This is a genomic window from Shewanella algidipiscicola (genome assembly GCF_900380485.1).
Classification (GTDB): domain Bacteria; phylum Pseudomonadota; class Gammaproteobacteria; order Enterobacterales; family Shewanellaceae; genus Shewanella; species Shewanella algidipiscicola.
This window is the reverse complement of record NZ_OXJV01000001.1, coordinates 690570-712352: the sequence shown is the minus strand read 5'-3', so window position 1 is coordinate 712352 and position 21783 is coordinate 690570. Positions and strand designations below refer to the sequence as shown.

Sequence of the window (21783 nt, the reverse complement as noted above, 5' to 3'; positions counted from 1 at the left end):
AGCACTCTTTAAAGACGACAAAGCAGAAACCAGCATGCTACCTAAGTTATCTCATCAACAAACGCTAGAGCCCGTATATTGCGATTTTCTCGATGCGTTAGCCGAAAGCGGTTTTACTGGCGATATTGATAAGCGCTATAGCGCGCGACTCGCTCAGGCTACAGATAACTCTGTCTATCAATTCTTGCCCCAAGCTGTGCTCTATCCACGCAATCAAACCGATGTGCGTATTGCATTAAAATTGGCCACTAAGCCTGCCTTTACCAAGGTGGTGTTCAGTGCCCGTGGCGGCGGAACAGGCACCAATGGTCAGTCATTAACCCATGGTTTAATTCTGGACTTGTCGCGTTATATGAATCGAGTGCTCGAGGTGAATGCCGAGCAAGGCTGGGTGAGGGTCGAGGCCGGGGTGGTAAAAGATGCGCTAAATGATGCGCTGCGGCCTCATGGTTATTTTTTTAGTCCTGACTTATCAACCTCAAACCGCGCCACGTTGGGCGGCATGATCAACACAGATGCATCAGGTGCTGGCTCGCTCGTTTATGGTAAAACCTCCGATCATGTATTGGCGCTTTCAAGCGTGCTATATGATGGCAGCGTACTGGACACGGGCCCATTGACTTACGCTCAACTGCAGGCTCTTGAGCAAGAGGGAACCGCTGATTTAGGCCAAGTGCTGCAACGTGATATTGCCAAGATGACCCGAGATCATCGCGCTGAAGTGGAGGCGCGTTTTCCCAAGCTCAATCGTTTCTTAACCGGTTATGATTTAAAAAATGTCTGGAATGACGCCCTAGATGAGTTCAACTTATCGCGTATATTGACCGGCTCAGAAGGTACGCTGGCGGTGATAACCGAAGCTAAATTGGATATCACGCCATTGCCGACAACCCGTATGATGGTCAATATTAAATATGACTCGTTTCAATCGGCGCTGCGTCATGCTCCCGACTTAGTCAAAGCCAATGCCACAGTGGTTGAAACGGTCGACTCAAAAGTTCTTAACTTAGCTAAGCAAGACATTATCTGGCATTCGGTTTCATCATTAATCGACGATATTCCAGGTAAGATTATCGACGGCCTAAACATGGTGGAGTTTGCAGGCGAAACCGATGAGGTCGAGCATAAAGTGAACTTGCTATGTGAGGTGCTCGATACTCAGATAGCTCAGCAAAAAGATGGCTTGTTAGGTTATCAAGTGACGGCGGATAAAGGATCCATCAACACCATTTATGCCATGCGCAAGAAAGCGGTGGGTTTGCTCGGAGCCACCAAAGGCAGTCGTAAGCCTATCGCCTTCGCCGAAGATACCGCGGTGCCGCCAGAAAAACTCGCCGATTACATTATGGAGTTTAGGGCGCTGCTTGACAGCCACCAGCTGCAATATGGCATGTTCGGTCATGTGGATGCTGGGGTGCTGCATGTGCGTCCTGCGCTTGATATGTGCGACCCCAATGACGAGCGCTTACTGAGAACCGTGTCTGATGAAGTGGCCGCGCTTACCCTTAAGTATGGCGGCTTGATGTGGGGTGAACATGGTAAAGGGGTGCGCGGTGAATATGGTCCAGCGGTATTTGGCGAGACTTTGTTTGGTCTGCTAGAGGATGTGAAGGGCTTATTCGATCCACTCAATAAGCTTAATCCCGGTAAGCTGGTGGCGCCTAAAAACAGTGGACCGCTGCGATACAATGTCGACAGTGCAAAACGTGGGGCGTTCGACAGGCAAATTCCAGTGACCACACGGGAAGCTTTTCCTGATGTGATGAACTGTAACGGTAATGGCTTGTGTTTTAATTACAGTGTCTATTCGCCTATGTGCCCTTCATTTAAAGTCACGGGCGATCGTGTGCAATCGCCCAAAGGTCGCGCAGGGCTGATGCGTGAATGGCTACGGCTATTAGAAGCTGAGGGCGTCGATGTCGAAGCCTTAGCTAAAGCCAAGCCGCTAGGCTGGCTACAACGTGTGCAAAATACCATAAAGATAGATAAAGAATATGATTATTCTCATGAAGTGATGGAATCATTAAAAGGCTGTTTAGCCTGTAAGGCATGCTCCTCTCAGTGCCCCGTCAAAGTCGATGTGCCCAAGTTTCGAGCGCAATTTTTCAATATCTATTATCAACGTTATCTGCGTCCAGCTAAGGATTATTTAGTCGCTGGGATAGAAGACTCTCTGCCGCTAATGGCAATGATGCCAAGAGTCACCAATGCGGTATCGCAACACCCGGTTAGCCAATGGGTGATAAAAAAGTCCCTTGGCTATGTCGATGCGCCAGCATTATCCGTTCCCACTTTGAAGCAAAAATTAGAGAACCACAGCTGCCGAGGTTATAATCTAGAGGCGCTACAGCAGATCCCTCAAGATGAGCGCAGCCGTTATGTGTTGGTGGTACAAGACCCTTTTAACAGTTTTTACGAAGCCGATACCGTTTATCACTTAGTGAAACTTATCGAGAAACTCGAATTTAAACCGATATTATTGCCTTTTAAGCCTAATGGTAAGCCAATACATATAAAGGGCTTTTTGGATAAGTTTGCTAAAACGGCGCAATCGAGTGCTGATTTCTTAAATGACATTTTTGCACTGGGGATGCCGATGATTGGGGTCGATCCGGCTATGGTGCTCTGTTATCGTGATGAATATAAAGAGGTGCTCGGTGATAACCGCGGCGATTTCAATGTGCAACTGGTCAATGAGTGGTTACTGGATATTGTCCAGACGCTCCCTCCGTTGGCGCCGGCCGATAAGGTGTTTACCTGGTTTAGTCACTGCACCGAATCGACCGCTAAACCCAATACCGGCAATGAATGGCAGGCGATTTTTAAACGCTTTGGTGCCACACTCAATACCGTTAATTTAGGCTGTTGTGGCATGGCTGGGACTTATGGCCATGAAAGTGAAAATCACACCCGCTCTAAAGCCTTATTTGATATGTCTTGGGATGGCGCCATTAAACAGTTACCGCCAGAGCAGGTGCTGGTTTCTGGTTATTCCTGTCGTAGCCAAGTGAAACGGTTTGGTGGCTTTAAACCTAAACATCCGCTGCAGGCCTTATTAACCTTGCTTAGTCATGAGTGATATTTAGTCATGAGTGATATTACTGCAGCGGATAGCCAATTACACCAACTGACTCAGGGCGTGAGCGTGTGCGATGACACGCCGCTGTTTTTTATCAATGCCCAAGGTGAGTGGTTTTATCAGCAAGGCTTATTACCAGATAAGTTTAGTCGTTTATTTAGCAGCATCTTACAGCGGCTTGAGGGCGATTATTTTTTAATAACGCCGGTGGAAAAAGTGCGTGTCGAGGTTGAGGCTTATCCACTACTGATTGTTGATTATCAAGAGATTGGGTCGGGTCAGTTGCAGGTCACCACCTCGCTAGATACCCAGTTTATGCTCGACAGTCGCCATTGCTTTGAGATCCAAGCACAAGATATCTTCGTATTACTCCCCAAAGGCTTATCGGCAAAATTGGGGCGGGCTTGTTATTACCGCTTTATTGAACAGTTTCTAGTCGATGATACTGAGTTAGGTTAAAGAACCTACTCTATGCAAGCTAGCTAAGTGATTATTTGATAACGCGAATGGTTTTACTTACTTATTTAGTTGTGCCTAAAGCTAGTTTCTTTAAAGCCAAGTGGTAGTATTAATAGTAGGCTCTTGATGCGGGAGGTGCTGATTGAAACATTATGAAAGTTTGGGATACTTGGTATCTCACCTAAATATCAGTCTACAAAAGGCGCTCGATGAGCGGCTCAAGCGCTATGATTTAGATATCAAACTCTGGCCGGTGCTGTTTGCCTTATGGCAAGAAGAGGGTATCACTCAGACTGAGCTGTCAAAACGCTGTGATGTCGCTAATTACACCATGACTCGACTGCTCGATCAGTTGCAGGTGCAAGGGTTAATCACCCGCCATCAAGAAGCCGATAATCGCCGAGCGTTTCAAATATTTCTCACCGACAGTGCTAAAGCTTTAGAACAAGATTTAACGCGTGAAGCTGAATGGATAAATGAGCGCTTCTTGGCTAATTTAAGTGAGGCTGAGTCGGAGCAGTTTATTCATTTATTGAATAAAATTAACCGTCTTTCGTAAGCGCGAACTTAAAAGCGAACAACTCTATGTTTATGAGATTTACCTATTAATTCGTCGAGGATAATGGTTATGCGTACCAAATTGCCGCTTATTGTCTTGTCGGTTATTGCTATGTCAGGCTGCTCGGTTAGTACCAATAGCAATATGTCAGCACCTCAACTAGTGCAAGATACACAACCGCAGATATCTGATTCCTCTATGTCCACAATCTACGCCAAGTCATTCTCTCTGGCTAATGGCTACAGCTTGGTCGTCGCCGAAGGTGCGTTAGAGCCTCGCTCTATTGGCAGTGTTAATGTTGCCTTGTACCGCAACCTTGAGATAGGAGATTTTGTTACCTCAGTCTCATTTGCCCGAAATGGCAGTGTGCTTAATTCACTCTTGATTGAAAATGGCCCTAAGCAACAAAAACTGGCGGTGACCATGGTGACTGCAGGCAGTGGTGATTACCACACACGCCAATATGTGTGTGTGAATGGTGAACAATTATCATTGTGTTAAATCCTTGGCTGATTCGTTATAGTGAATTAGCCAACAGCCATCAATTATTAACTAGGGCGTTGTCGTTAAATTGCGGTGGATTGTATTGAATAACTTGGCCTGCAAATTTAATTTTGCAATGTCGTTTGCCCATTCAGAGCAAATCAAGAGTGTAGGCCTTATACCAGCAGTAACATTCCTAGACTACAAACTGCAATAAAAAAAACCAGACCTTGCAGCAGCTGCCGACTTTGTAGCAAGTTCTGTTTTCCTTGCTTGATACTGGTGATGAGTCGATTGTGTTTGTAGATGCGGCAAATCATCTGCTCGCTATTTGGGTCAATAAAAAGTTGAAACTTACAGGGTTTTCCATCGTGTAATTTGATTTGGTGTTCGCTCTTGGGGCCAAAATTAAGCTTGCGAGATACACGCTTACCGTTAACAAATACCTGCTCAAGGCCACACCAATCGCTGGCCTGTAACTCCACAACATCTTGAGTAAAGTCGTATTTGAAACTGATCATAGTGGTCTCCCGACACTCATAATGAGCTTTTAATTCAAGCAGAGGTATATGACATTTTCCAGTACGCTTATATGAATATTCGGTGGATAAAACTTATCTCATTGCTGGCAAACATAAATTTTGTGTAATGGTATTTGGGCTAAGTGAATGTCAGGAGTGAGGGGGATTTTAACCTCCAAAAATCACGTAAACGCAATTGCTGCTATTAAGATGGGATGGCATAAATGCTAAAAAAAGCCACCGACATGAGCGGTGGCATAATCACAATACGATTGTGCTCTTACTCAGATGAATAAGAGGTTAGCATAAGGCTAGCTAATGTTATTACCATTGATAATCGCGCGTGCTAGTTCGTCAGCCACGTCTGCGGTGGTACGATTTTGCGCATCAGATAACTCAAAGACTTTCAGTAGCGTGTTGTAAATCTCTTCCACTTTAGCGGTCGACTGTGCCTGATCATAGTCTTTCTCAAACGATACGTTGATGATGCCACCTGCGTTGATGACATAATCAGGTGCATAGAGAATGCCTAACTCTTTCAACTTCTCACCATGGCGCGCTTCAGCAAGTTGGTTATTGGCGCAACCGGCTACGATGCTGGCTTTTAACAAGGGGATAGTGGTGTCGTTAATGGTTGCGCCAAGGGCACATGGGGCATAAACATCGACATCTTGGTGATAGATATCTTGCGGCGCCACAACCGTTGCGCCAAATTCAGTCGCTACTTTGTCCAATGATGATTGATGAATGTCGGTTACGATAAGCTCAGCGCCCTCTTGATGCAGGTGACGACACAGGTAATAGCCAACGTGTCCAACGCCTTGTACTGCAATTTTAAGCCCTTTAAGACTGTCGATACCACGCTGATGCTTAACCGCAGCTTTAATGCCTAAATAGGTGCCTAGCGCCGTATGAGGTGATGGATCGCCACTTTGGCCCTCTAGGCCAGCCACAAAAGGCGTTTCTTGGTGAGCAATCATAATATCGGCCGTCGATACACCGACATCTTCAGCCGAGTAGTATTTGCCGCCTAAGCTGTGAACACAACGACCAAAGGCTCTGAACAAGGCTTCACGGTTTTCCATTTTTGGATCGGCGATGATAACCGCTTTTCCGCCACCCATGGCTAATCCAGCCAGTGCATTTTTATAAGTCATACCGCGTGATAGACGCAAAACGTCTGTTAAGGCTTCATCGTCTGACTCATAATTCCACATTCTACAGCCACCGACTGCAGGGCCAAGGTTAGTGTTATGAATTGCAATAATGGCGCGTAAGCCACTTTCTTTGTCATGACAAAATACGATCTGTTCATGATCGTCAAATGAGATATGATTGAATACTGCCACTTTAGGTGTTCTCCACTTGGGAATTAAAACGCCGAGGTACAACAAATAGGCGACTTCGGCGGCTTGTTATATTTATTGCAGAACGATAACATTTAGCGATACTCTCAACAAAGCTAAAGATGAGTTATTATCGTGATGTAGGTGGCAATTTAGCTTTCCACTTTACGTTAACGTAAGCTTGGCGGTTATTTTTACCTGATATCAAGATAATGGTAGTGATCTCATCGCCAGTGGCTATAAGGTTTAGCCTACCGGTGTAGATAGCCGATGCACAGACAATGACGCCAATATTATAACAACAATAGGAAGCAGTATGACGGAACAAGCAGTCGATCAAACTCAACCTTTGAGTGAACAAGAGCAAGAAGCACTTACCCAGCAGTGGATTAGGGAACACTTTCAAAAAGCCAATCGTTTTTTAGCCGAAAAAGGGGTGATCCCCAGTAAGGTGATCGCTGCCGAGAGTCGCTACCTTGCACCTTATTTAGCGGTGTGGAAGATGGAGTCTAAGCAACCTAAGCCACAAACTTTTTGGGTGATGTCGGGCGATTTACCGTCAGATTATGTGGACGTAAAGGTGGCCACATCGGCGCGTGATGCGATCCGTCATTTTTCGATGATATGGCAGTTAAAAGCGGAAAACTTGAAAAATTCTGGTGCGACAAAAGATCCAACTCAAGCTAAATTTGCACAGTTGTTGATCTCCCGTGCTGAGAGTCTATATCAGATCCATAACGATGATAAATTATGGCAAAGCGCATAGCGTTTTAAACGCGAAACGATAAAAAGCCGTTTAGCCTAATAAAGAGCAAACGGCTTTTTTGTGCCTATATAGCAGTGATCTAAGTCCACTAGGCGAGGTATGCGTAACCTTGATCCAGTAACCAGATAAAATAATCGGCTACCGTCGTTTGTTTACATAGCGCTAATGCGGTGTCGTTATCGAAGCTAAACTGGTTGGCTAGGGTATCTAGGATGCTGAGCTCAATGCTATCGAATCGATAGATCTCACCATTAATGAATAACCTTAGTTGATTGTCATCTTCTAAACGGATCACTTTTAGCCCGCCAATTCGCTGGATCGTTGCACCATCTTGTAAGGCTTCGATCAGCTCATCATTAGTATGCTGGCCATCGGGATCGCATATATCCAGCTCAAAGCGATTTTGGCTCAGTAGTTGTCCTAACACTTGCTGATAATGTTCTGGCTGGGTTAAGAGTTCGCTTAGTAGTGCCAGCATTTGGGTCTGTTGCGCTGTGGGCAATAACCCTGGACTGTTAGGCTCTTGGTTAGAGGTAAAGCGTTTATTACCACTATTGGTGTCGATCAGGTGATCGGCAATACCACTGATTAACTCTTGCTGGCTTGGGGCTCGAAAACCGATAGAGTAACTCAGTGCCGTTTCAAGCGTTTCTCCACGGTGCGGAAAACCGGGTGGAATATAGAGCATATCCCCCGCTTCGAGAACCACATCAATAATGGGCTCAAAATCATCGATAAGAGCCGTGTGAGTATCGCCACCTCTGGGGGAATAAGTGCCTTGCGGGCCCACTTTCCAGCGGCGCTTGCCTTCGCCCTGCAATAAGAACACATCATAATTATCAATATGTGGGCCAACGCCACCCCCTGGAGTGGCAAATGACACCATTAAGTCATCAAAGCGCCAGTCAGGAATGAATCTAAATGCCTCGACTAGCGGTTGTGCGTCTGGATACCAGTGATTAACTGCTTGTACCAACAGCTGCCAGTTATCTTCGCCAAAGGGGGCGTAATCTTCGATAGGGCCTTGAATGATTTCCCAATTATCGGGTTTGGTTAAAATAATGCGAGAAGCAATCTCCTCTTCACAGGCCAATCCAGCCAGCTCATCAGCCGAAATAGGATCGTTAAAATCCTTAAAGGCGGCTTTAATCACTAATGGTTGTTTCTGCCAGTAGTGGTTGAGAAAATCTTGCAGATCGAAATTGAGTGTATACATGGCGTAATAACCTTAGTTGAAGGAGAGGCAATAAAATAGCCTATTCAATAACAGTCCAGTATAGCGACTAGTGTGTATCGAAAGGGCTTAAAACAATAAAGGCGGTAAGCATTAGCTCACCGCCTTTATAAACGCTAATGTTAGTCGCTTACTTTAGTTCGTCGACAAAAGTTTCGGCGCGGCCAATGTAGTTAGCTGGCGTCATTTTTTTCAGCTCAACTTTAACTTCTGCTGGTAGCTCGAGATTATCAATAAATTGTGCGAGCTGCTCACCATCGATACGTTTACCACGGGTTAGCTCTTTGAGCTTTTCGTATGGCTTTTCAATACCGTAGCGGCGCATCACTGTTTGTACCGGCTCTGCTAGTACTTCCCAGTTTTGATTAAGCTCGTCACGCAGGTGGGTTTCGTTAACTTCAAGCTTGCTGATCCCTTTTAAGGTTGCTTGGTAAGCTATCAGCGCATGCGCCATGCCGACACCTAGGTTACGCAGAACCGTAGAGTCAGTCAGATCACGTTGCCATCTTGATACTGGTAGTTTTGCTGCAAGGTGCGCCATGATGGCATTAGCAATACCTAAGTTACCCTCTGAGTTTTCAAAGTCGATAGGGTTAACTTTATGCGGCATGGTTGATGAACCAATTTCGCCAGCAATGGTTTTTTGTTTAAAGTGACCTAAGGCAATGTAACCCCAAATGTCGCGGTCAAAGTCAATCAGGACCGTGTTAAAACGCGCAACAGCATCGAACAGTTCAGCGATATAATCGTGTGGCTCAATCTGGGTGGTGTATGGGTTCCAGTTAAGGCCAAGGCTGGTCACAAAACGCTGTGACAGCGTGTGCCAATCCACTTCGGGGTAAGCCGATAGGTGGGCGTTATAGTTACCCACTGCACCATTGATTTTACCCATGATCTCAACAGCTTGAATTTGTTTAAGTTGGCGTTCAAGACGTACGGCAACGTTAGCCATCTCTTTACCCAGAGTCGAAGGTGACGCAGGTTGACCGTGGGTACGTGACATCAATGGGACTGAGCGATATTCAGCTGCTAGCTTTTTGATACTATCGACGATTTGCTGACAGTAAGGTACAAGCACCTGCTCGCGAGCATCGGTTAACATTAAACCATGCGACAGATTGTTAATATCTTCAGAGGTACAGGCAAAGTGTACAAACTCATCGATAGCGACTAATTCGGCGTTATCGGCGATTTTCTCTTTGATAAAGTACTCAACCGCTTTGACGTCATGGTTGGTGGTGGCTTCAATGGCCTTGACCCGTAGCGCGTCCTCTTCACTGAAGTTATCTTTGATTTGATCGAGCAGTGCTAATGCCGCTTCGCTAAATGGTGGAACTTCTTCAATTTCTGGACAGCTAGAAAGCAGCTTTAGCCAGTTTATTTCGACTTGAACACGGTATTTGGTCAGGCCGTACTCGCTGAAAATCCCTCGTAATGAGGCGGTTTTACTACCATAACGACCGTCTACCGGAGAGATAGCAGTTAGTGCGGAAAGTTCCATTAGAAGCTCCTTTAATGAACTTAGCTTATTATTTATAGGGTGAGGCTTTTCTTTGCTGTATCAACTATTGCTTTACGCGAGAAGACAAGGTGTCTGCGCTTGCCTCCCAGTTGGCGCCATAATACTGCGCTGCGAATGGCGGCGAGCAGCAGGGCACGAATTTTTTGCTGAACGAGTGGCTGTTTCAGAAACTCAGGATTGCCGGAGATCTGAATTTTTGGCCCCAAATCACTGATAATATCGCTATAAATACCGGCAAAGTTACCAATCACTTGATCGTCTTTTATCGAGAAGTGGTGCAGCTGGCGGTGCACCTGATTGATGCGCTCAGCCAGCATGCCCATGGCATTCGATGAGCGTGCCAGTTTGCGCTCAAGGGCCAAAATGCCGATTAAATAACGGGTGATCTCGACATCTTTTTGCTTGTCATCACCCAGTTGATTGAGGATCAACTGATAGCCTTGGTTGAGAGCCACTTTATCGGCATAGACCTCGCTAGTACTGTCAGGATTGGTAACCAAAATACTATTAAGGCTGGCCGCGATGGCATCATTGTCTGCTTGACCATGGCGAGCCACTCGCTGAACTAGCGAAATGGCTTGCAAAATGCCGGCAAAAGCCATGGTCCGATCGAAAATAGGCTCACTCACGTTTTACTCTCTTATTAACGAATCTATGATACCGCCGCCGAGGCAGACTTCACCGTCATAAAATACGGCCGACTGCCCAGGAGTCACTGCGGCAACGGGTTCATCAAAAATCACTTTAATGCGATCTTCACCTTCATAGGTGAGGCTACAAGCTACATCGCGCTGACGATAGCGGGTTTTGACGGTGATCTTGGCACCATCTTGTGGGCCTTTTCTGTCAACCCAATGCAGCTGATCGGCATAGAAGCCAACCGACATCAATCTTGGGTGTTGACCGCCTTGACCGACAATTAACACATTACGCTCGAGATCTTTATCAACCACATACCAAGGATCGTCGCCACTGTTTTTCATGCCGCCAATACCCAAGCCTTTACGCTGGCCTAAGGTGTGGTACATCAAGCCTTGGTGCTCGCCAATCACTTCACCTTCAGCTGTCTCGATTTTACCGGGCTGTGCAGGCAGGAAGGTTTGCAAGAAGTCGGTAAATTTGCGCTCGCCGATAAAGCAGATTCCAGTGCTGTCTTTTTTGTCATGGGTGATAAGCCCCATCTCTTTAGCGATGTCGCGTACTTCACTTTTTTGCAACTCACCGACTGGGAACAGCGAGCGAGCAATTTGCTCATGGCTTAAGGTATAGAGGAAGTAGCTTTGATCTTTATTGCTGTCGACACCACGTAGCATTTGGCTTTGGCCTGAGGCATCGCTGCGGCGCACATAATGGCCCATGGCGATATAGTCGGCGTCTAAAATTTCATCGGCAAATTCTAAAAACGCTTTGAATTTAATCTCTTTATTGCACATGATATCCGGGTTTGGGGTACGGCCAGCCTTGTATTCGGCTAAAAAGTACTCAAATACATTATCCCAGTATTCTGCGGCAAAGTTGACCGTATGCAAGGTGATGCCCAGCTTATCGCATACTGCTTGTGCATCTTTTAGGTCATCGGCGGCAGCGCAATATTCGTCGGTATCATCCTCTTCCCAGTTTTTCATAAACAGGCCTTCGACTTGATAGCCCTGTTTAAGCAGCAAATAAGCTGAAACAGATGAATCAACACCACCAGACATACCGACGATGACTTTTTTTGCGTTTGGATTGGGTTCGATTAGTGCCATAGATCCTAAAAACCGTTTAAAAAATTGTGTTGCTACGGCGCAGCGGTTAATGCCGCTTTACTGTCGAGTGTCGTTGCGCTCAACCGCATCTTGATAAACAAGAGATCAGGAGCCACAAATGCACACTCAACGCCGTATATGCGGGGGCATATTCTATCACGCATTATGCGCGGTAGCTAACTAGAGAAACTGACAATTAACCACGTCAGTCGAAAATTGTTTTCCTTGTAGCTGATCTTCAATACATTGGAGAACTAATGGGCTACGCAGCTGGTGATTAAGTGCTTGGATCTCTGCAAGACTCAGCCATAAGGCGCGATTGATGGTGCTATCTTGGGGATGCGGCGTACGTTGGCTATCGAGTTGGCAGAAATAGGTAAAACGCAGGAAGGCGAGTTCAGAACTTGCCTGAAATTGATAAACGCCAATTAAAGATTGCGGGGTCACCTTGAGCCCAGTTTCCTCTTGTACCTCTCGTTGGCAAGCTTCGAGTAGGCTTTCATGAGCTTCAAGATGGCCCGCGGGCTGGTTATAACGCAGCTGGCCATCGATAGACTCTTCGACCATCAAATATTTATCCTTGCACTTTATGATACAGGCAACGGTGACATTAGGTTTATAACGATACATCGCGGTCCTTTAGTCGTTATCAACAGGCTTAGGTTTGTGGCAGCACTTTATATTCACCGTTAGCAATTCCATCTAGGCTCCATTGGCCTATTTTATAACGAATTAATCTGAGTGTCGGGTAACCTACATGGGCGGTCATGCGCCTGACTTGCCGATTACGCCCCTCGCAGATCTCAATGCTGAGCCAGGTCGTCGGGATGTTTTGCCGCTCTCTAATGGGCGGATGTCGAGGCCAGACATCAGGCGCAGTCATGATTTCAACCTTAGCGGGTAGGGTTAAGCCATCTTTTAATTGCACCCCTTGACGCAGTGCTTGTAATGCCTCTGCGGTAGGGGCGCCTTCTACTTGCACCCAATAGGTTTTGTAAGTTTGCTTTTTAGGTTCGGTGATGCTCGCCTGCAGTTGGCCGTCATTGGTCAGTAGCAGTAGCCCTTCACTGTCTCTATCTAATCGACCTGCGGCGTAGACCTCTTTTATGGGAATGAAATCCTTAAGGGTTTGGCGGCCTTGCTCATCTGTAAACTGGCACAATACATCAAATGGCTTATTAAACAGTACGATAACTGGGTTTTCTGCCCGTGGCTTACTGGTTTTTTTGGCTCTTTTAAATTTTGAGCTAGCCGCTGCTTTACCCGTTGCCATCTTGGTTGGCGATAGTGCGGATTGGCCGCGACGAGGATAAGGTTTGGCTTTTACTGATTTTGATGAACTCACAAGGAAAACTTCTGGCGTAGTGTATTCGATTCGTGACATTGTACTGTGCATTCGCCATTAGTGGAATTTGAATATTGTGGTGAATGATTTATGATGTCGGCCATTAAAATGTGATCGATAGCAAAACGTAGTTGCTTTTTGAGAGGTTGGTGCGAGTGGTGTTGCATTGACTCGGCTCGCTGCGAAAGCCCATGCGCCATTCGGGTTTATGTGGTGAAGTTGATTGGCTCCTCTACCTAGGTTATCTGCGTACTCATGACGAGTTTGACTCTCGTCATATGAAAAAATAGAACATAGAACATAGAACATAGAACAGTCACTTGATTTATTAACGCTTTATTTTACTAAAACGTAGGACATAACATGAACGACAATCCAACGATTATCTATACCGAGACCGATGAAGCCCCCGCATTAGCTACTTTATCTCTACTACCTATTATTAAAAACTTTACCGCTGCGGCGGGTGTCGGTGTCGAAACCCGTGATATTTCATTATCAGGCCGTATCATTGCCAACTTCCCTGATTATTTGACACCTGAGCAACAGATATCCGATGCACTAGCAGAGTTGGGTGAATTAGCCACTAAGCCTGAAGCCAATATCATCAAATTGCCTAATATCAGTGCCTCGATCCCACAGTTAAAAGCCTGTATCAAAGAGCTACAAGATAAAGGGTATGCGCTACCTAATTATCCTGATGAACCTAAAAATGACACCGAAGTTGAAATCAAAACCCGTTACGACAAGATTAAGGGGAGTGCCGTAAACCCTGTGCTACGTGAAGGCAACTCAGATCGCCGTGCACCCACATCAGTTAAAAATTATGCCAAGAAAAATCCTCATTCAATGGGTGCATGGAGCCGTGACTCTAAGTCACACGTTGCTCATATGGAGGGGGGCGATTTTTATGGTACAGAACAATCAGTGACCCTTGAAGCCGCTACTTCTGTGGATATCGTGTTCGAAGGTGTCGATGGCTCGCACAAGGTTCTTAAGTCAGGTTTAGCGTTACAGGCCGGTGAAGTGGTTGATGCGTCAACCATGAACAAGAAAGCATTGGTCACTTATCTTGAACGTGAAATTGAGGCGGCAAAAGAAGAGGACGTACTGTTATCGTTGCACCTTAAAGCCACCATGATGAAAGTGTCTGATCCGATTTTATTCGGTCATGCAGTCAAGGTTTACTACAAAGAGCTGTTTGCTAAATACGGTGAGTTGTTTGAAGAGATTGGGGTTGATGTGAATAACGGTTTTGGTGATGTGTATGCCAAAATCGCGACACTCCCAGCTGAAAAACAAGCTGAAATAGAGGCAGATATCGCCGCAATTTATGCCCAGCGTCCCGCATTGGCTATGGTTGATTCTGACCGTGGTATCACTAACTTACATGTGCCAAGTGATGTGATTATCGATGCCTCTATGCCAGCTGCTATTCGTTCTTCAGGCCAAATGTGGGGCCCCGATGGTAAGCTTAAAGACACCAAGGCGCTGATCCCAGATCGCTGTTATGCCGGTGTATATCAAGAGACCATTCAATTTTGTAAAGAACATGGCGCATTCGATCCAACCACTATGGGCAGTGTCCCCAACGTTGGCTTGATGGCTCAAAAAGCTGAAGAGTATGGTAGCCACGATAAAACTTTCGAAATTCAAGCCGATGGTGTGGTTAAGGTAGTTGATACCGACGGTCATGTGTTACTGGCGCATACAGTGGAAGCCGGTGATGTGTGGAGAATGTGTCAGGTTAAAGATGCGCCTATTCGCGATTGGGTGAAATTGGCTGTTAACCGTGCTCGTTTATCAGCGACGCCAGCGGTATTTTGGTTGGACGCAGCTCGTGCCCATGATGCGCAGCTTATTGCCAAGGTGAACAAATATCTTGCAGAGCATGATACCGATGGGCTTGAGATCCACATTATGTCGCCGATTGAAGCGACTCGTTTTTCACTCAAGCGTATTAAAGCTGGCCTAGACACCATCTCGGTCACTGGTAACGTACTGCGTGATTACCTCACCGATCTTTTCCCCATTTTAGAACTTGGCACCAGTGCTAAAATGTTGTCTATCGTACCGTTAATGAGCGGCGGTGGACTGTTTGAAACGGGGGCGGGTGGTAGTGCTCCTAAGCATGTGCAACAGGTCGAAAAAGAGGGGCATCTGCGCTGGGATTCATTAGGCGAGTTTTTGGCATTAGCGGCATCATTAGAGCACTTAAGCCAGAACTACAATAACCCTAAGGCGCAAGTGTTAGCCGATGCACTCGATATTGCTATCGGTCAATTCTTAGATGAAAATCGCTCGCCTTCACGCCGTGTGGGTGAGTTAGACAACCGTGGCAGCCATTTCTATCTTGCGCTGTATTGGGCTAAGGCGTTAGCAACTCAAGATAACGATGCTGACATCAAGGCTTACTTTACTCCATTGGCTCAAGCATTAAGTGACAATGAAGCTAAAATTGTTGCCGAGTTAAATGCGGCTCAAGGCGCGCCAGTGGATTTAGGCGGCTATTACCGCTTAGATGCGGCCAAAGCCGAGGCAGCCATGCGCCCTAGTGCGACGTTAAATAGTTTATTAAGCTAAGACAGTCATTGTGGTGAGCAAAGGGAAGCCAATAGGCTTCCCTTTTTGTCGACCTAATTAGCCAATAAAAAAGGCAGGAATATCCTGCCTTTTTTTGTTGTATCACCCGCTTATTTAGTCGGTGATATTGCCGATGCGTGCATCCCTTTTGGCCCTTGTTCGACCTCGAATTGGACGGGTTGGCCTGCTTTTAGAGTTCGATAGCCTTCCATTTCGATGGTAGAATAGTGTGCGAAGACGTCTTCACCACCAGCTTCAGGGCAGATAAACCCGAATCCTTTGGCGTTGTTGAACCATTTAACAGTTCCGTTTGCCATACTTCCACTTCCTTCTGTTGTTTACTGACCAGTAAGATAGTAAAACTAATGATGCGGGGAGAATTCACCGCTCAATGAACAGAATGTAATCAGTAAAAGCGGATGTCAAGATTAATTTAACAATAAATCAACATATAGGTAAAAAATAGTGATCATTGGGCTATTGGTCGGATGACTGTTATGGTGAGTGAAAGTAAAATATCAACATTTGGTAGAAGCCAAAACTAGAGGCTAATATTTAAAGATGGGTAAAGCAGGAAATATCGAACACATTGAAGAGCGTGTTGAAGCTGAGATCTCACCGCCATCAATGTATAAAGTCATTTTAAATAATGATGATTACACCCCAATGGATTTTGTGATTGAGGTTTTACAACTCTTTTTCAGAAAAAACGAACAAGAAGCCACAGATATTATGTTAGCGATACATCACCAAGGTAAGGGGATCTGTGGCATTTTTCCGTTTGGTATTGCAGAAACTAAGGTTGCTCAAGTAAACCAGTTTGCAAGACAAAACCAACATCCGTTACTGTGTTCATTAGAGAAAGCCTGAATCTCGAAGTGTGTGATTAATTTAGGGGGTGCTTATGCTAAATAAAGATCTTGAAGTGACACTGAATCTGGCGTTTCAACAAGCCAGAGACGCACGTCACGAATATATGACCGTAGAGCATCTGTTACTGGCTTTAATCGATAATCCGGCTGCACAAGAGGCGTTATTGGCCTGTGGCGCTAACCTCGATAAACTCAGAGAAGAGGTGTCTAGCTTCATCGAACAAACCACGCCGGTCATCTCCGATCCTGCAGACGAGCGAGAAACTCAACCGACACTCGGTTTTCAACGCGTACTGCAACGTGCTGTGTTTCATGTGCAATCCTCTGGTCGAAACGAAGTCACAGGCGCCAATGTGCTGGTGGCCATCTTCAGTGAGCAAGAGTCGCAAGCCGTCTATCTCTTGCGTAACAGCGAAGTGACCCGTTTAGATGTGGTCAATTACATCTCTCATGGGGTTGGTAGAGACGATATGGACAATGCTCAGGAGCCAGAGCAGGCAGAAGAACATGCAGAAACTGAAGAGCGCAGCAAGTTAACCCAATTTACCGCTAATCTTAACGAAGAAGCGCGTAAAGGGAATATCGATCCCCTGATTGGGCGAACAGAAGAGATCGAACGCTCGATTCAGATTTTATGTCGCCGCCGCAAAAATAATCCGTTATTGGTCGGCGAGGCGGGCGTTGGTAAAACAGCCATCGCCGAAGGGTTAGCCTATCGTATCGTTAATGAACAGGTACCCGAAGTGATGGCGAGTGCGACGGTATACTCGCTCGATCTAGGCGCCTTACTTGCGGGCACAAAGTATAGAGGCGATTTCGAGAAGCGATTTAAAGGGTTATTAAAAGAGTTGACGCAAGATGAACATGCGATTTTGTTTATCGATGAAATTCATACCATCATAGGAGCTGGCGCGGCATCTGGTGGTGTGATGGATGCCTCAAACTTACTAAAACCTCTGCTCTCAAGCGGTAACTTACGCTGTATGGGCTCGACCACGTTTCAAGAATATCAGAGTATTTTTGAGAAAGATCGCGCACTGGCCAGACGTTTCCAAAAAGTGGACATTAATGAGCCTTCGGTGGCTGAAACCACTAAGATTTTGCAAGGGCTTAAGTCAAAATATGAAGAGCATCATGGGGTGCGCTATACCTTAGCTGCACTGAGCGTGGCGGCGCGCTTGTCTGATAAGCACATTAACGACAGGCACCTACCCGATAAAGCCATTGATGTGATCGACGAAGCAGGCGCCAGAATGGCGATGTTGCCTGCGAGCAAACGTAAAAAAACCATAGGTCAAAGTGAGATTGAGGCGATCATCGCTAAAATTGCACGTATCCCTGAGAAGTCCGTATCGGCCACTGACAAGGATATGCTCAAAAACCTTGAACGCAACCTGAAGATGGTGGTGTTTGGCCAAGACAAGGCTATTGAAGCCCTGAGTGCAGCTATCCGCTTGTCTCGAAGTGGGCTTAGCGGCGAAGGCAAACCTGTTGGTAGCTTCCTATTTGCCGGTCCGACCGGGGTGGGTAAAACCGAGGTGACCAGTCAACTCGCGGCATGTTTAGGGCTTAACCTAGTGCGCTTTGATATGTCCGAATATATGGAGAGCCATACAGTGTCGCGGCTCATCGGTGCGCCTCCAGGGTATGTGGGTTACGATCAAGGGGGCTTGTTAACCGATGCTGTGATCAAAAATCCTCACTGCGTAGTCTTGCTTGATGAGATAGAAAAAGCACATCCCGATGTGTATAACTTGCTGTTACAGGTGATGGATCACGGCACCCTAACCGATAATAATGGCCGCAAAGCTGACTTTAGGCATGTAACCTTGGTGATGACCACTAACGCCGGTGTGCAGGAGACGGTGCGTAAATCCATTGGCTTTAAGCAACAAGATCATAGTCAAGATGCACTGTCAGAGATCAATCGCGTGTTCTCACCTGAGTTTAGAAATCGCTTAGATGAGATTATTTGGTTTAATCACTTAGATATGACGGTTATCGCTAAAGTGGTCGATAAGTTCTTAGTTGAGCTGCAAGCCCAGCTAGACGACAAAGCTGTCACACTGGAAGTGAGCGATGAAGCCAGAACCTTACTGGCTGAAAAAGGCTATGATAAATCGATGGGGGCTCGCCCAATGGCGCGTGTGGTCACAGAACTTATCAAGCGGCCACTTGCCGATGAAATCTTATTCGGCCAGCTAGAGAAGGGGGGAACTGCTCGGGTAGATGTTGATGGTGATAAGTTGACTATCAAGGTTGAGCGCCTCGAAAAAGTGACCCACTAAAGTGGATTAACCATCCATTAAAAAAGGCTGCAATTGCAGCCTTTTTGCTATCTATCGTTCGGTAAAATATGCATAGATAATGCAGAGTCCACTGACTTTAGTTGTGTAAAACTACAATATGAAACTAAATCTAGTAAACCAAAAAACCGGCTTTGCCGGCTTTTAATAACTCGTTAGCTAACTTTAGCGTGAACGGAAGACGATGCGCCCTTTGCTCAAATCATAAGGGGTCAGCTGAACTGTGACCTTGTCACCCGTAAGAATACGAATGTAGTTTTTACGCATTTTGCCTGAGATATGGGCCGTTACTACGTGACCATTCTCTAGCTCTACTCGAAACATTGTATTTGGCAAGGTTTCAAGAATAGTGCCCTGCATTTCAATGTTGTCTTCTTTCGCCATTAATCAGTTATCCTGTTAGCCTTCAAATATTAAAAACGGGCGTATCATGCCGCAAAATCGGTCTGCTGTAAAGAGGTGCTTCGTTATCCTAGTAAATAACAATTGACCGTTATTTTACGGTTTTGTATGACAAGATCCACTTTGCTGCCAACCCGTTGCGGTCAATATCTCATAAGGTTGGTAAGCTTTTTTGTAATTCATCTTTCGTGACTCATCTATTTGATAACCTAAATAGACAAACTCTTTGTTCATTAACTTAGCTAAGCGACATTGGATTAGGATCATTAAGGCACCCAAGGAACGTTTGTCTTCATCGGGTGAGAAAAAACTGTAAATTGCCGACAGGCTGTTTGGCAGGATATCGGTGACAGCAACGCCGATAAGCGTGTGATTATGATGAACTTCAATCAACAGAGGTTGATGCCAAGCGCAATGAATAAAATGATCATATTGCTCCCTCGATGGCGGGTACATGGGGCCGTCACTGTGCCGCTGCGCTATATAATCGTGATATAGCTGGTAGTGTTCGTCAGTGGTAGTGGTGACGATTGTCCAACTGAGATCGCGGTTATTTTTTAAGGTCCGTTTTTGCCGTCTCGACAGGCTAAACTGCTTAACTGGGATGCGAATTGGCATGCAGGCTGAGCAATGTGGGCAATGGGGTTTATACAAAGTATCACCACTGCGGCGAAACCCCAGTCCAAGTAGTTGCTCAAATAGGTTGATATTAAAGCTATCCTCTTGCAGCACCATTAATTGTTCTTGCCGCTCGGGTAAATAACTGCAGGCAAACGTATTGGTCAGGCCCACTTGAATGGTGTCGGATTTAGAGGTCAAGGTGCACCTGTTTTGGTTGCCAAGTTAGTGGGTCGACTTCGGTATCCCGAAAGCGTTTTAACAAGTTGATAAAATCACTGCGTTTAAGAGCTTTAGCACCAAGTGACACCAAGTGTGGGTTGACTACTTGGGCGTCGATTAGCTTAAATTGGTGAGCTAAAAGGTGTTGATGTAGCATCATCATGGCCGCCTTTGAAGCATTGCTCTGCAGATGAAACATCGACTCGCCACAAAAGACTTGGCCGATAGCCAAGCCATACAAGCCGCCGATCAAGCAACCTTTATCCCAGACCTCAATTGAATGAGCTTTACCTTGAGTATGTAAGCGAGTATAGGCCTGCTCTATGTCTGCAGTGATCCAGGTGCCTTCATTTTCCATTCGGGTTTGAGCGCAATAATGGATCACTTGCTTAAACGCGAGGTTGACGCTGAACTGCCAGTCACGCTTTTTGATGTCACGAATTAAGCGTCGGTTGACTTTCATGCTGCCGGGGACAAAGACTGCGCGAGGATCGGGTGACCACCATAAAATAGGATCATTTTCGTTAAACCAAGGAAAAATCCCTTCATAATAGGCATTGAGTAATCGCTGTGGCTGCAGATCGCCACCTATGGCTAATAGGCCATTAGGGTCAGTCAATGCGAGCTCTGGCGAGGGGAACTTGACGAGTTCATGATTTAAATAGGACAGTGAGTTCACAATTGAGTAAAATTAAGTAAGCGTCTCTCTATAAGTTAGCGGAAAAACAGTTATGTTGAAACCTCAGTTGAGCTTCTTTCGTATAGTTTGTTTAGCCTTGTTCACTTTGTCTCCTGTTGTGCTATCGCCTTGCGCCAATGCCGGCTACGAACGCAATCAAGCGGTGCCAGTAGAGAAAGTGGTTTATGGCCATGTCGCATCGGTGCGTAACATCACGCAAACCGAGTTGATTAGTGACAGCAATCGAGGGTGGAAGACCTTTGGTGGGGCCTTGCTGGGTGGCGTAATTGGACATCAGTTTGGTGGTGGTTCGGGCCAAGACGTTGCCACTGTGCTTGGGGCGTTAATTGGTGCCGGAGTCGGTAATCGTTATCAGCGTGATGAATACCAGCAATTTAAATTGGTTGAGTTGATGATCACCTTTGAAGATGGCGAGCAGGTGATGGTGTTGCAAGATTTTGATCCCGGTATGGTGTTTAACGTCGATGATGAAGTGCGCGTTGTCTATTTACAGGGCGGCGTGAGAGTCGATATTGCCCAGTAAGTTGGTTAAAGCTTGATAACAAAAAAGGAGCTCAAGGCTCCTTTTTTGTGTTTATGATGGCGAGTTGCTGGTCGCGATAAACAACTAAAACCCGCGTGGCAATTGGCCTTTACCGGCTAACTTAGCACGCCATAGTGCTTTCGGCGTCATACCATTGACTTCGCTGTTAGACGCTGCGTTTGCTGTTTTAGCTGGCGCTGTCTTTTTGGTAACGGTTTTATTGTTTTCTTTTTTTACAGCTGCTTGTACTTGAGCGTTGTCGCCTTGCTCAGCTAGCATTGCTTCAAGCTCGCTAAAACGAAGAGATTTTCCGCCATCGATCTTATACCAGCTTCCTTTTTGCTCAATAGAAACTGCATGACCTTGCGTTTTGCTTAGCGCAGATTCCAGCGCGCTAATCACCTCTTCTTTAGTCAACTTTGACATAGTCTTAACCTATTTTTTAATGTGTAATTGAAGGTTTGCGGTAATTTTATCGTTTAAACGGTTAAAAAG

The 21783-nt window shown here is 45.9% G+C and carries 22 protein-coding genes; 9 read left to right on the top strand and 13 right to left on the bottom strand.

Annotation, left to right across the window (positions count from 1 at the left end; translation table 11 throughout):
* Positions 1–34: 34 nt before the first annotated feature.
* The 4 genes from ydiJ (at position 35) to DN599_RS03160 (ending at position 4598) form a co-directional block, all read left to right on the top strand.
* Positions 35–3079, top strand: coding sequence for a D-2-hydroxyglutarate dehydrogenase YdiJ (gene ydiJ / locus DN599_RS03175; RefSeq protein ID WP_110456775.1), 3045 nt, complete (start codon positions 35–37; stop codon positions 3077–3079).
* A 9-nt stretch (positions 3080–3088) separates the two neighbouring features.
* Positions 3089–3538 (top strand): DUF1285 domain-containing protein, encoded by a 450-nt coding sequence (locus DN599_RS03170; protein WP_110456187.1) that lies wholly within the window; start codon positions 3089–3091, stop codon positions 3536–3538.
* Positions 3539–3680: 142 nt separating this feature from the next.
* Positions 3681–4097 carry a MarR family winged helix-turn-helix transcriptional regulator gene (locus tag DN599_RS03165; protein ID WP_110456186.1) on the top strand — a complete coding sequence of 139 codons (417 nt, stop codon included), beginning with the start codon at positions 3681–3683 and terminating at the stop codon, positions 4095–4097.
* Between the two features lie 69 nt (positions 4098–4166).
* Positions 4167–4598 (top strand): PliI family lysozyme inhibitor of I-type lysozyme, encoded by a 432-nt coding sequence (locus DN599_RS03160; protein WP_110456185.1) that lies wholly within the window; start codon positions 4167–4169, stop codon positions 4596–4598.
* 158 nt (positions 4599–4756) lie between these two features.
* On the opposite strand, the gene DN599_RS03155 is transcribed toward DN599_RS03160, so the two are convergent.
* Together DN599_RS03155 and DN599_RS03150 are read right to left on the bottom strand one after the other, a co-directional pair.
* A complete protein-coding gene (locus DN599_RS03155; protein WP_110456184.1) occupies positions 4757–5101 on the bottom strand; it encodes a hypothetical protein in 345 nt (114 codons plus the stop codon).
* A 311-nt stretch (positions 5102–5412) separates the two neighbouring features.
* Entirely contained in the window at positions 5413–6450 is a 1038-nt protein-coding gene (locus DN599_RS03150; protein WP_110456183.1) for a Glu/Leu/Phe/Val dehydrogenase dimerization domain-containing protein, read from the bottom strand.
* A 313-nt stretch (positions 6451–6763) separates the two neighbouring features.
* On the opposite strand from DN599_RS03150, the gene DN599_RS03145 reads away from it, so the two are divergent.
* Positions 6764–7213, top strand: a complete 450-nt coding sequence (locus tag DN599_RS03145) for a DUF4826 family protein (RefSeq protein WP_110456182.1) — start codon at positions 6764–6766, stop codon at positions 7211–7213.
* An 88-nt stretch (positions 7214–7301) separates the two neighbouring features.
* On the opposite strand, the gene DN599_RS03140 is transcribed toward DN599_RS03145, so the two are convergent.
* The 6 genes from DN599_RS03140 to DN599_RS03115 all read right to left on the bottom strand — a co-directional run bounded on the left by DN599_RS03140 (position 7302) and on the right by DN599_RS03115 (position 12990).
* The gene (locus tag DN599_RS03140) at positions 7302–8429 is read right to left on the bottom strand and encodes a ribosomal protein uL16 3-hydroxylase (protein WP_110456181.1); all 1128 of its coding nucleotides are present in this window, start codon (positions 8427–8429) and stop codon (positions 7302–7304) included.
* A gap of 148 nt (positions 8430–8577) precedes the next feature.
* On the bottom strand, positions 8578–9948 hold the full coding sequence (gene purB, locus DN599_RS03135; protein ID WP_110456180.1) for an adenylosuccinate lyase: 1371 nt from the start codon (positions 9946–9948) through the stop codon (positions 8578–8580).
* Between the two features lie 32 nt (positions 9949–9980).
* A complete protein-coding gene (hflD, locus tag DN599_RS03130) occupies positions 9981–10598 on the bottom strand; it encodes a high frequency lysogenization protein HflD (protein WP_110456179.1) in 618 nt (205 codons plus the stop codon).
* A 3-nt stretch (positions 10599–10601) separates the two neighbouring features.
* The gene (gene mnmA / locus DN599_RS03125) at positions 10602–11717 is read right to left on the bottom strand and encodes a tRNA 2-thiouridine(34) synthase MnmA (protein WP_110456178.1); all 1116 of its coding nucleotides are present in this window, start codon (positions 11715–11717) and stop codon (positions 10602–10604) included.
* Positions 11718–11897: 180 nt separating this feature from the next.
* On the bottom strand, positions 11898–12347 hold the full coding sequence (locus DN599_RS03120; protein ID WP_110456177.1) for an NUDIX hydrolase: 450 nt from the start codon (positions 12345–12347) through the stop codon (positions 11898–11900).
* A 28-nt stretch (positions 12348–12375) separates the two neighbouring features.
* A complete protein-coding gene (locus DN599_RS03115; protein ID WP_110456774.1) occupies positions 12376–12990 on the bottom strand; it encodes a pseudouridine synthase in 615 nt (204 codons plus the stop codon).
* 435 nt (positions 12991–13425) lie between these two features.
* Between DN599_RS03115 and DN599_RS03110 the strand changes: the two genes are divergently transcribed.
* Positions 13426–15645, top strand: coding sequence for an NADP-dependent isocitrate dehydrogenase (locus DN599_RS03110; protein ID WP_110456176.1), 2220 nt, complete (start codon positions 13426–13428; stop codon positions 15643–15645).
* Positions 15646–15755: 110 nt separating this feature from the next.
* Here DN599_RS03110 and cspD read toward each other — a convergent pair whose 3' ends face one another.
* On the bottom strand, positions 15756–15962 hold the full coding sequence (gene cspD, locus DN599_RS03105) for a cold shock domain-containing protein CspD (protein WP_028764803.1): 207 nt from the start codon (positions 15960–15962) through the stop codon (positions 15756–15758).
* A 244-nt stretch (positions 15963–16206) separates the two neighbouring features.
* On the opposite strand from cspD, the gene clpS reads away from it, so the two are divergent.
* On the top strand, positions 16207–16515 hold the full coding sequence (clpS, locus tag DN599_RS03100) for an ATP-dependent Clp protease adapter ClpS (protein WP_110456175.1): 309 nt from the start codon (positions 16207–16209) through the stop codon (positions 16513–16515).
* Between the two features lie 34 nt (positions 16516–16549).
* Entirely contained in the window at positions 16550–18805 is a 2256-nt protein-coding gene (clpA, locus tag DN599_RS03095; protein ID WP_110456174.1) for an ATP-dependent Clp protease ATP-binding subunit ClpA, read from the top strand.
* A 183-nt stretch (positions 18806–18988) separates the two neighbouring features.
* Here clpA and infA read toward each other — a convergent pair whose 3' ends face one another.
* The 3 genes from infA to aat all read right to left on the bottom strand — a co-directional run bounded on the left by infA (position 18989) and on the right by aat (position 20744).
* Positions 18989–19207: a translation initiation factor IF-1 gene (gene infA / locus DN599_RS03090; protein WP_005500725.1), complete on the bottom strand. Its 219-nt coding sequence runs from the start codon at positions 19205–19207 to the stop codon at positions 18989–18991.
* A gap of 114 nt (positions 19208–19321) precedes the next feature.
* On the bottom strand, positions 19322–20044 hold the full coding sequence (locus DN599_RS03085) for an arginyltransferase (protein ID WP_110456173.1): 723 nt from the start codon (positions 20042–20044) through the stop codon (positions 19322–19324).
* Positions 20034–20744 (bottom strand): leucyl/phenylalanyl-tRNA--protein transferase, encoded by a 711-nt coding sequence (gene aat, locus DN599_RS03080; RefSeq protein ID WP_110456172.1) that lies wholly within the window; start codon positions 20742–20744, stop codon positions 20034–20036. Before aat ends, DN599_RS03085 begins: the two co-directional genes overlap by 11 nt.
* Positions 20745–20796: 52 nt before the next feature.
* On the opposite strand from aat, the gene DN599_RS03075 reads away from it, so the two are divergent.
* A complete protein-coding gene (locus DN599_RS03075) occupies positions 20797–21288 on the top strand; it encodes an outer membrane lipoprotein (protein WP_110456171.1) in 492 nt (163 codons plus the stop codon).
* 84 nt (positions 21289–21372) lie between these two features.
* Here DN599_RS03075 and DN599_RS03070 read toward each other — a convergent pair whose 3' ends face one another.
* Entirely contained in the window at positions 21373–21714 is a 342-nt protein-coding gene (locus DN599_RS03070; RefSeq protein ID WP_110456170.1) for a hypothetical protein, read from the bottom strand.
* Positions 21715–21783 lie beyond the last annotated feature (69 nt).

Bases quoted from the DNA above. Each gene is read 5' to 3' on its own strand.
- ydiJ (WP_110456775.1), top strand. From the start codon at position 35: ATGCTACCTAAGTTATCTCATCAACAAACGCTAGAGCCCGTATATTGC.
- DN599_RS03170 (WP_110456187.1), top strand. From the start codon at position 3,089: ATGAGTGATATTACTGCAGCGGATAGCCAATTACACCAACTGACTCAG.
- DN599_RS03160 (WP_110456185.1), top strand. From the start codon at position 4,167: ATGCGTACCAAATTGCCGCTTATTGTCTTGTCGGTTATTGCTATGTCA.
- DN599_RS03155 (WP_110456184.1), bottom strand. From the start codon at position 5,101: ATGATCAGTTTCAAATACGACTTTACTCAAGATGTTGTGGAGTTACAG.
- DN599_RS03145 (WP_110456182.1), top strand. From the start codon at position 6,764: ATGACGGAACAAGCAGTCGATCAAACTCAACCTTTGAGTGAACAAGAG.
- DN599_RS03140 (WP_110456181.1), bottom strand. From the start codon at position 8,429: ATGTATACACTCAATTTCGATCTGCAAGATTTTCTCAACCACTACTGG.
- purB (WP_110456180.1), bottom strand. From the start codon at position 9,948: ATGGAACTTTCCGCACTAACTGCTATCTCTCCGGTAGACGGTCGTTAT.
- mnmA (WP_110456178.1), bottom strand. From the start codon at position 11,717: ATGGCACTAATCGAACCCAATCCAAACGCAAAAAAAGTCATCGTCGGT.
- DN599_RS03120 (WP_110456177.1), bottom strand. From the start codon at position 12,347: ATGTATCGTTATAAACCTAATGTCACCGTTGCCTGTATCATAAAGTGC.
- DN599_RS03115 (WP_110456774.1), bottom strand. From the start codon at position 12,990: ATGGCAACGGGTAAAGCAGCGGCTAGCTCAAAATTTAAAAGAGCCAAA.
- DN599_RS03110 (WP_110456176.1), top strand. From the start codon at position 13,426: ATGAACGACAATCCAACGATTATCTATACCGAGACCGATGAAGCCCCC.
- cspD (WP_028764803.1), bottom strand. From the start codon at position 15,962: ATGGCAAACGGAACTGTTAAATGGTTCAACAACGCCAAAGGATTCGGG.
- clpS (WP_110456175.1), top strand. From the start codon at position 16,207: ATGGGTAAAGCAGGAAATATCGAACACATTGAAGAGCGTGTTGAAGCT.
- clpA (WP_110456174.1), top strand. From the start codon at position 16,550: ATGCTAAATAAAGATCTTGAAGTGACACTGAATCTGGCGTTTCAACAA.
- infA (WP_005500725.1), bottom strand. From the start codon at position 19,207: ATGGCGAAAGAAGACAACATTGAAATGCAGGGCACTATTCTTGAAACC.
- DN599_RS03075 (WP_110456171.1), top strand. From the start codon at position 20,797: ATGTTGAAACCTCAGTTGAGCTTCTTTCGTATAGTTTGTTTAGCCTTG.
- DN599_RS03070 (WP_110456170.1), bottom strand. From the start codon at position 21,714: ATGTCAAAGTTGACTAAAGAAGAGGTGATTAGCGCGCTGGAATCTGCG.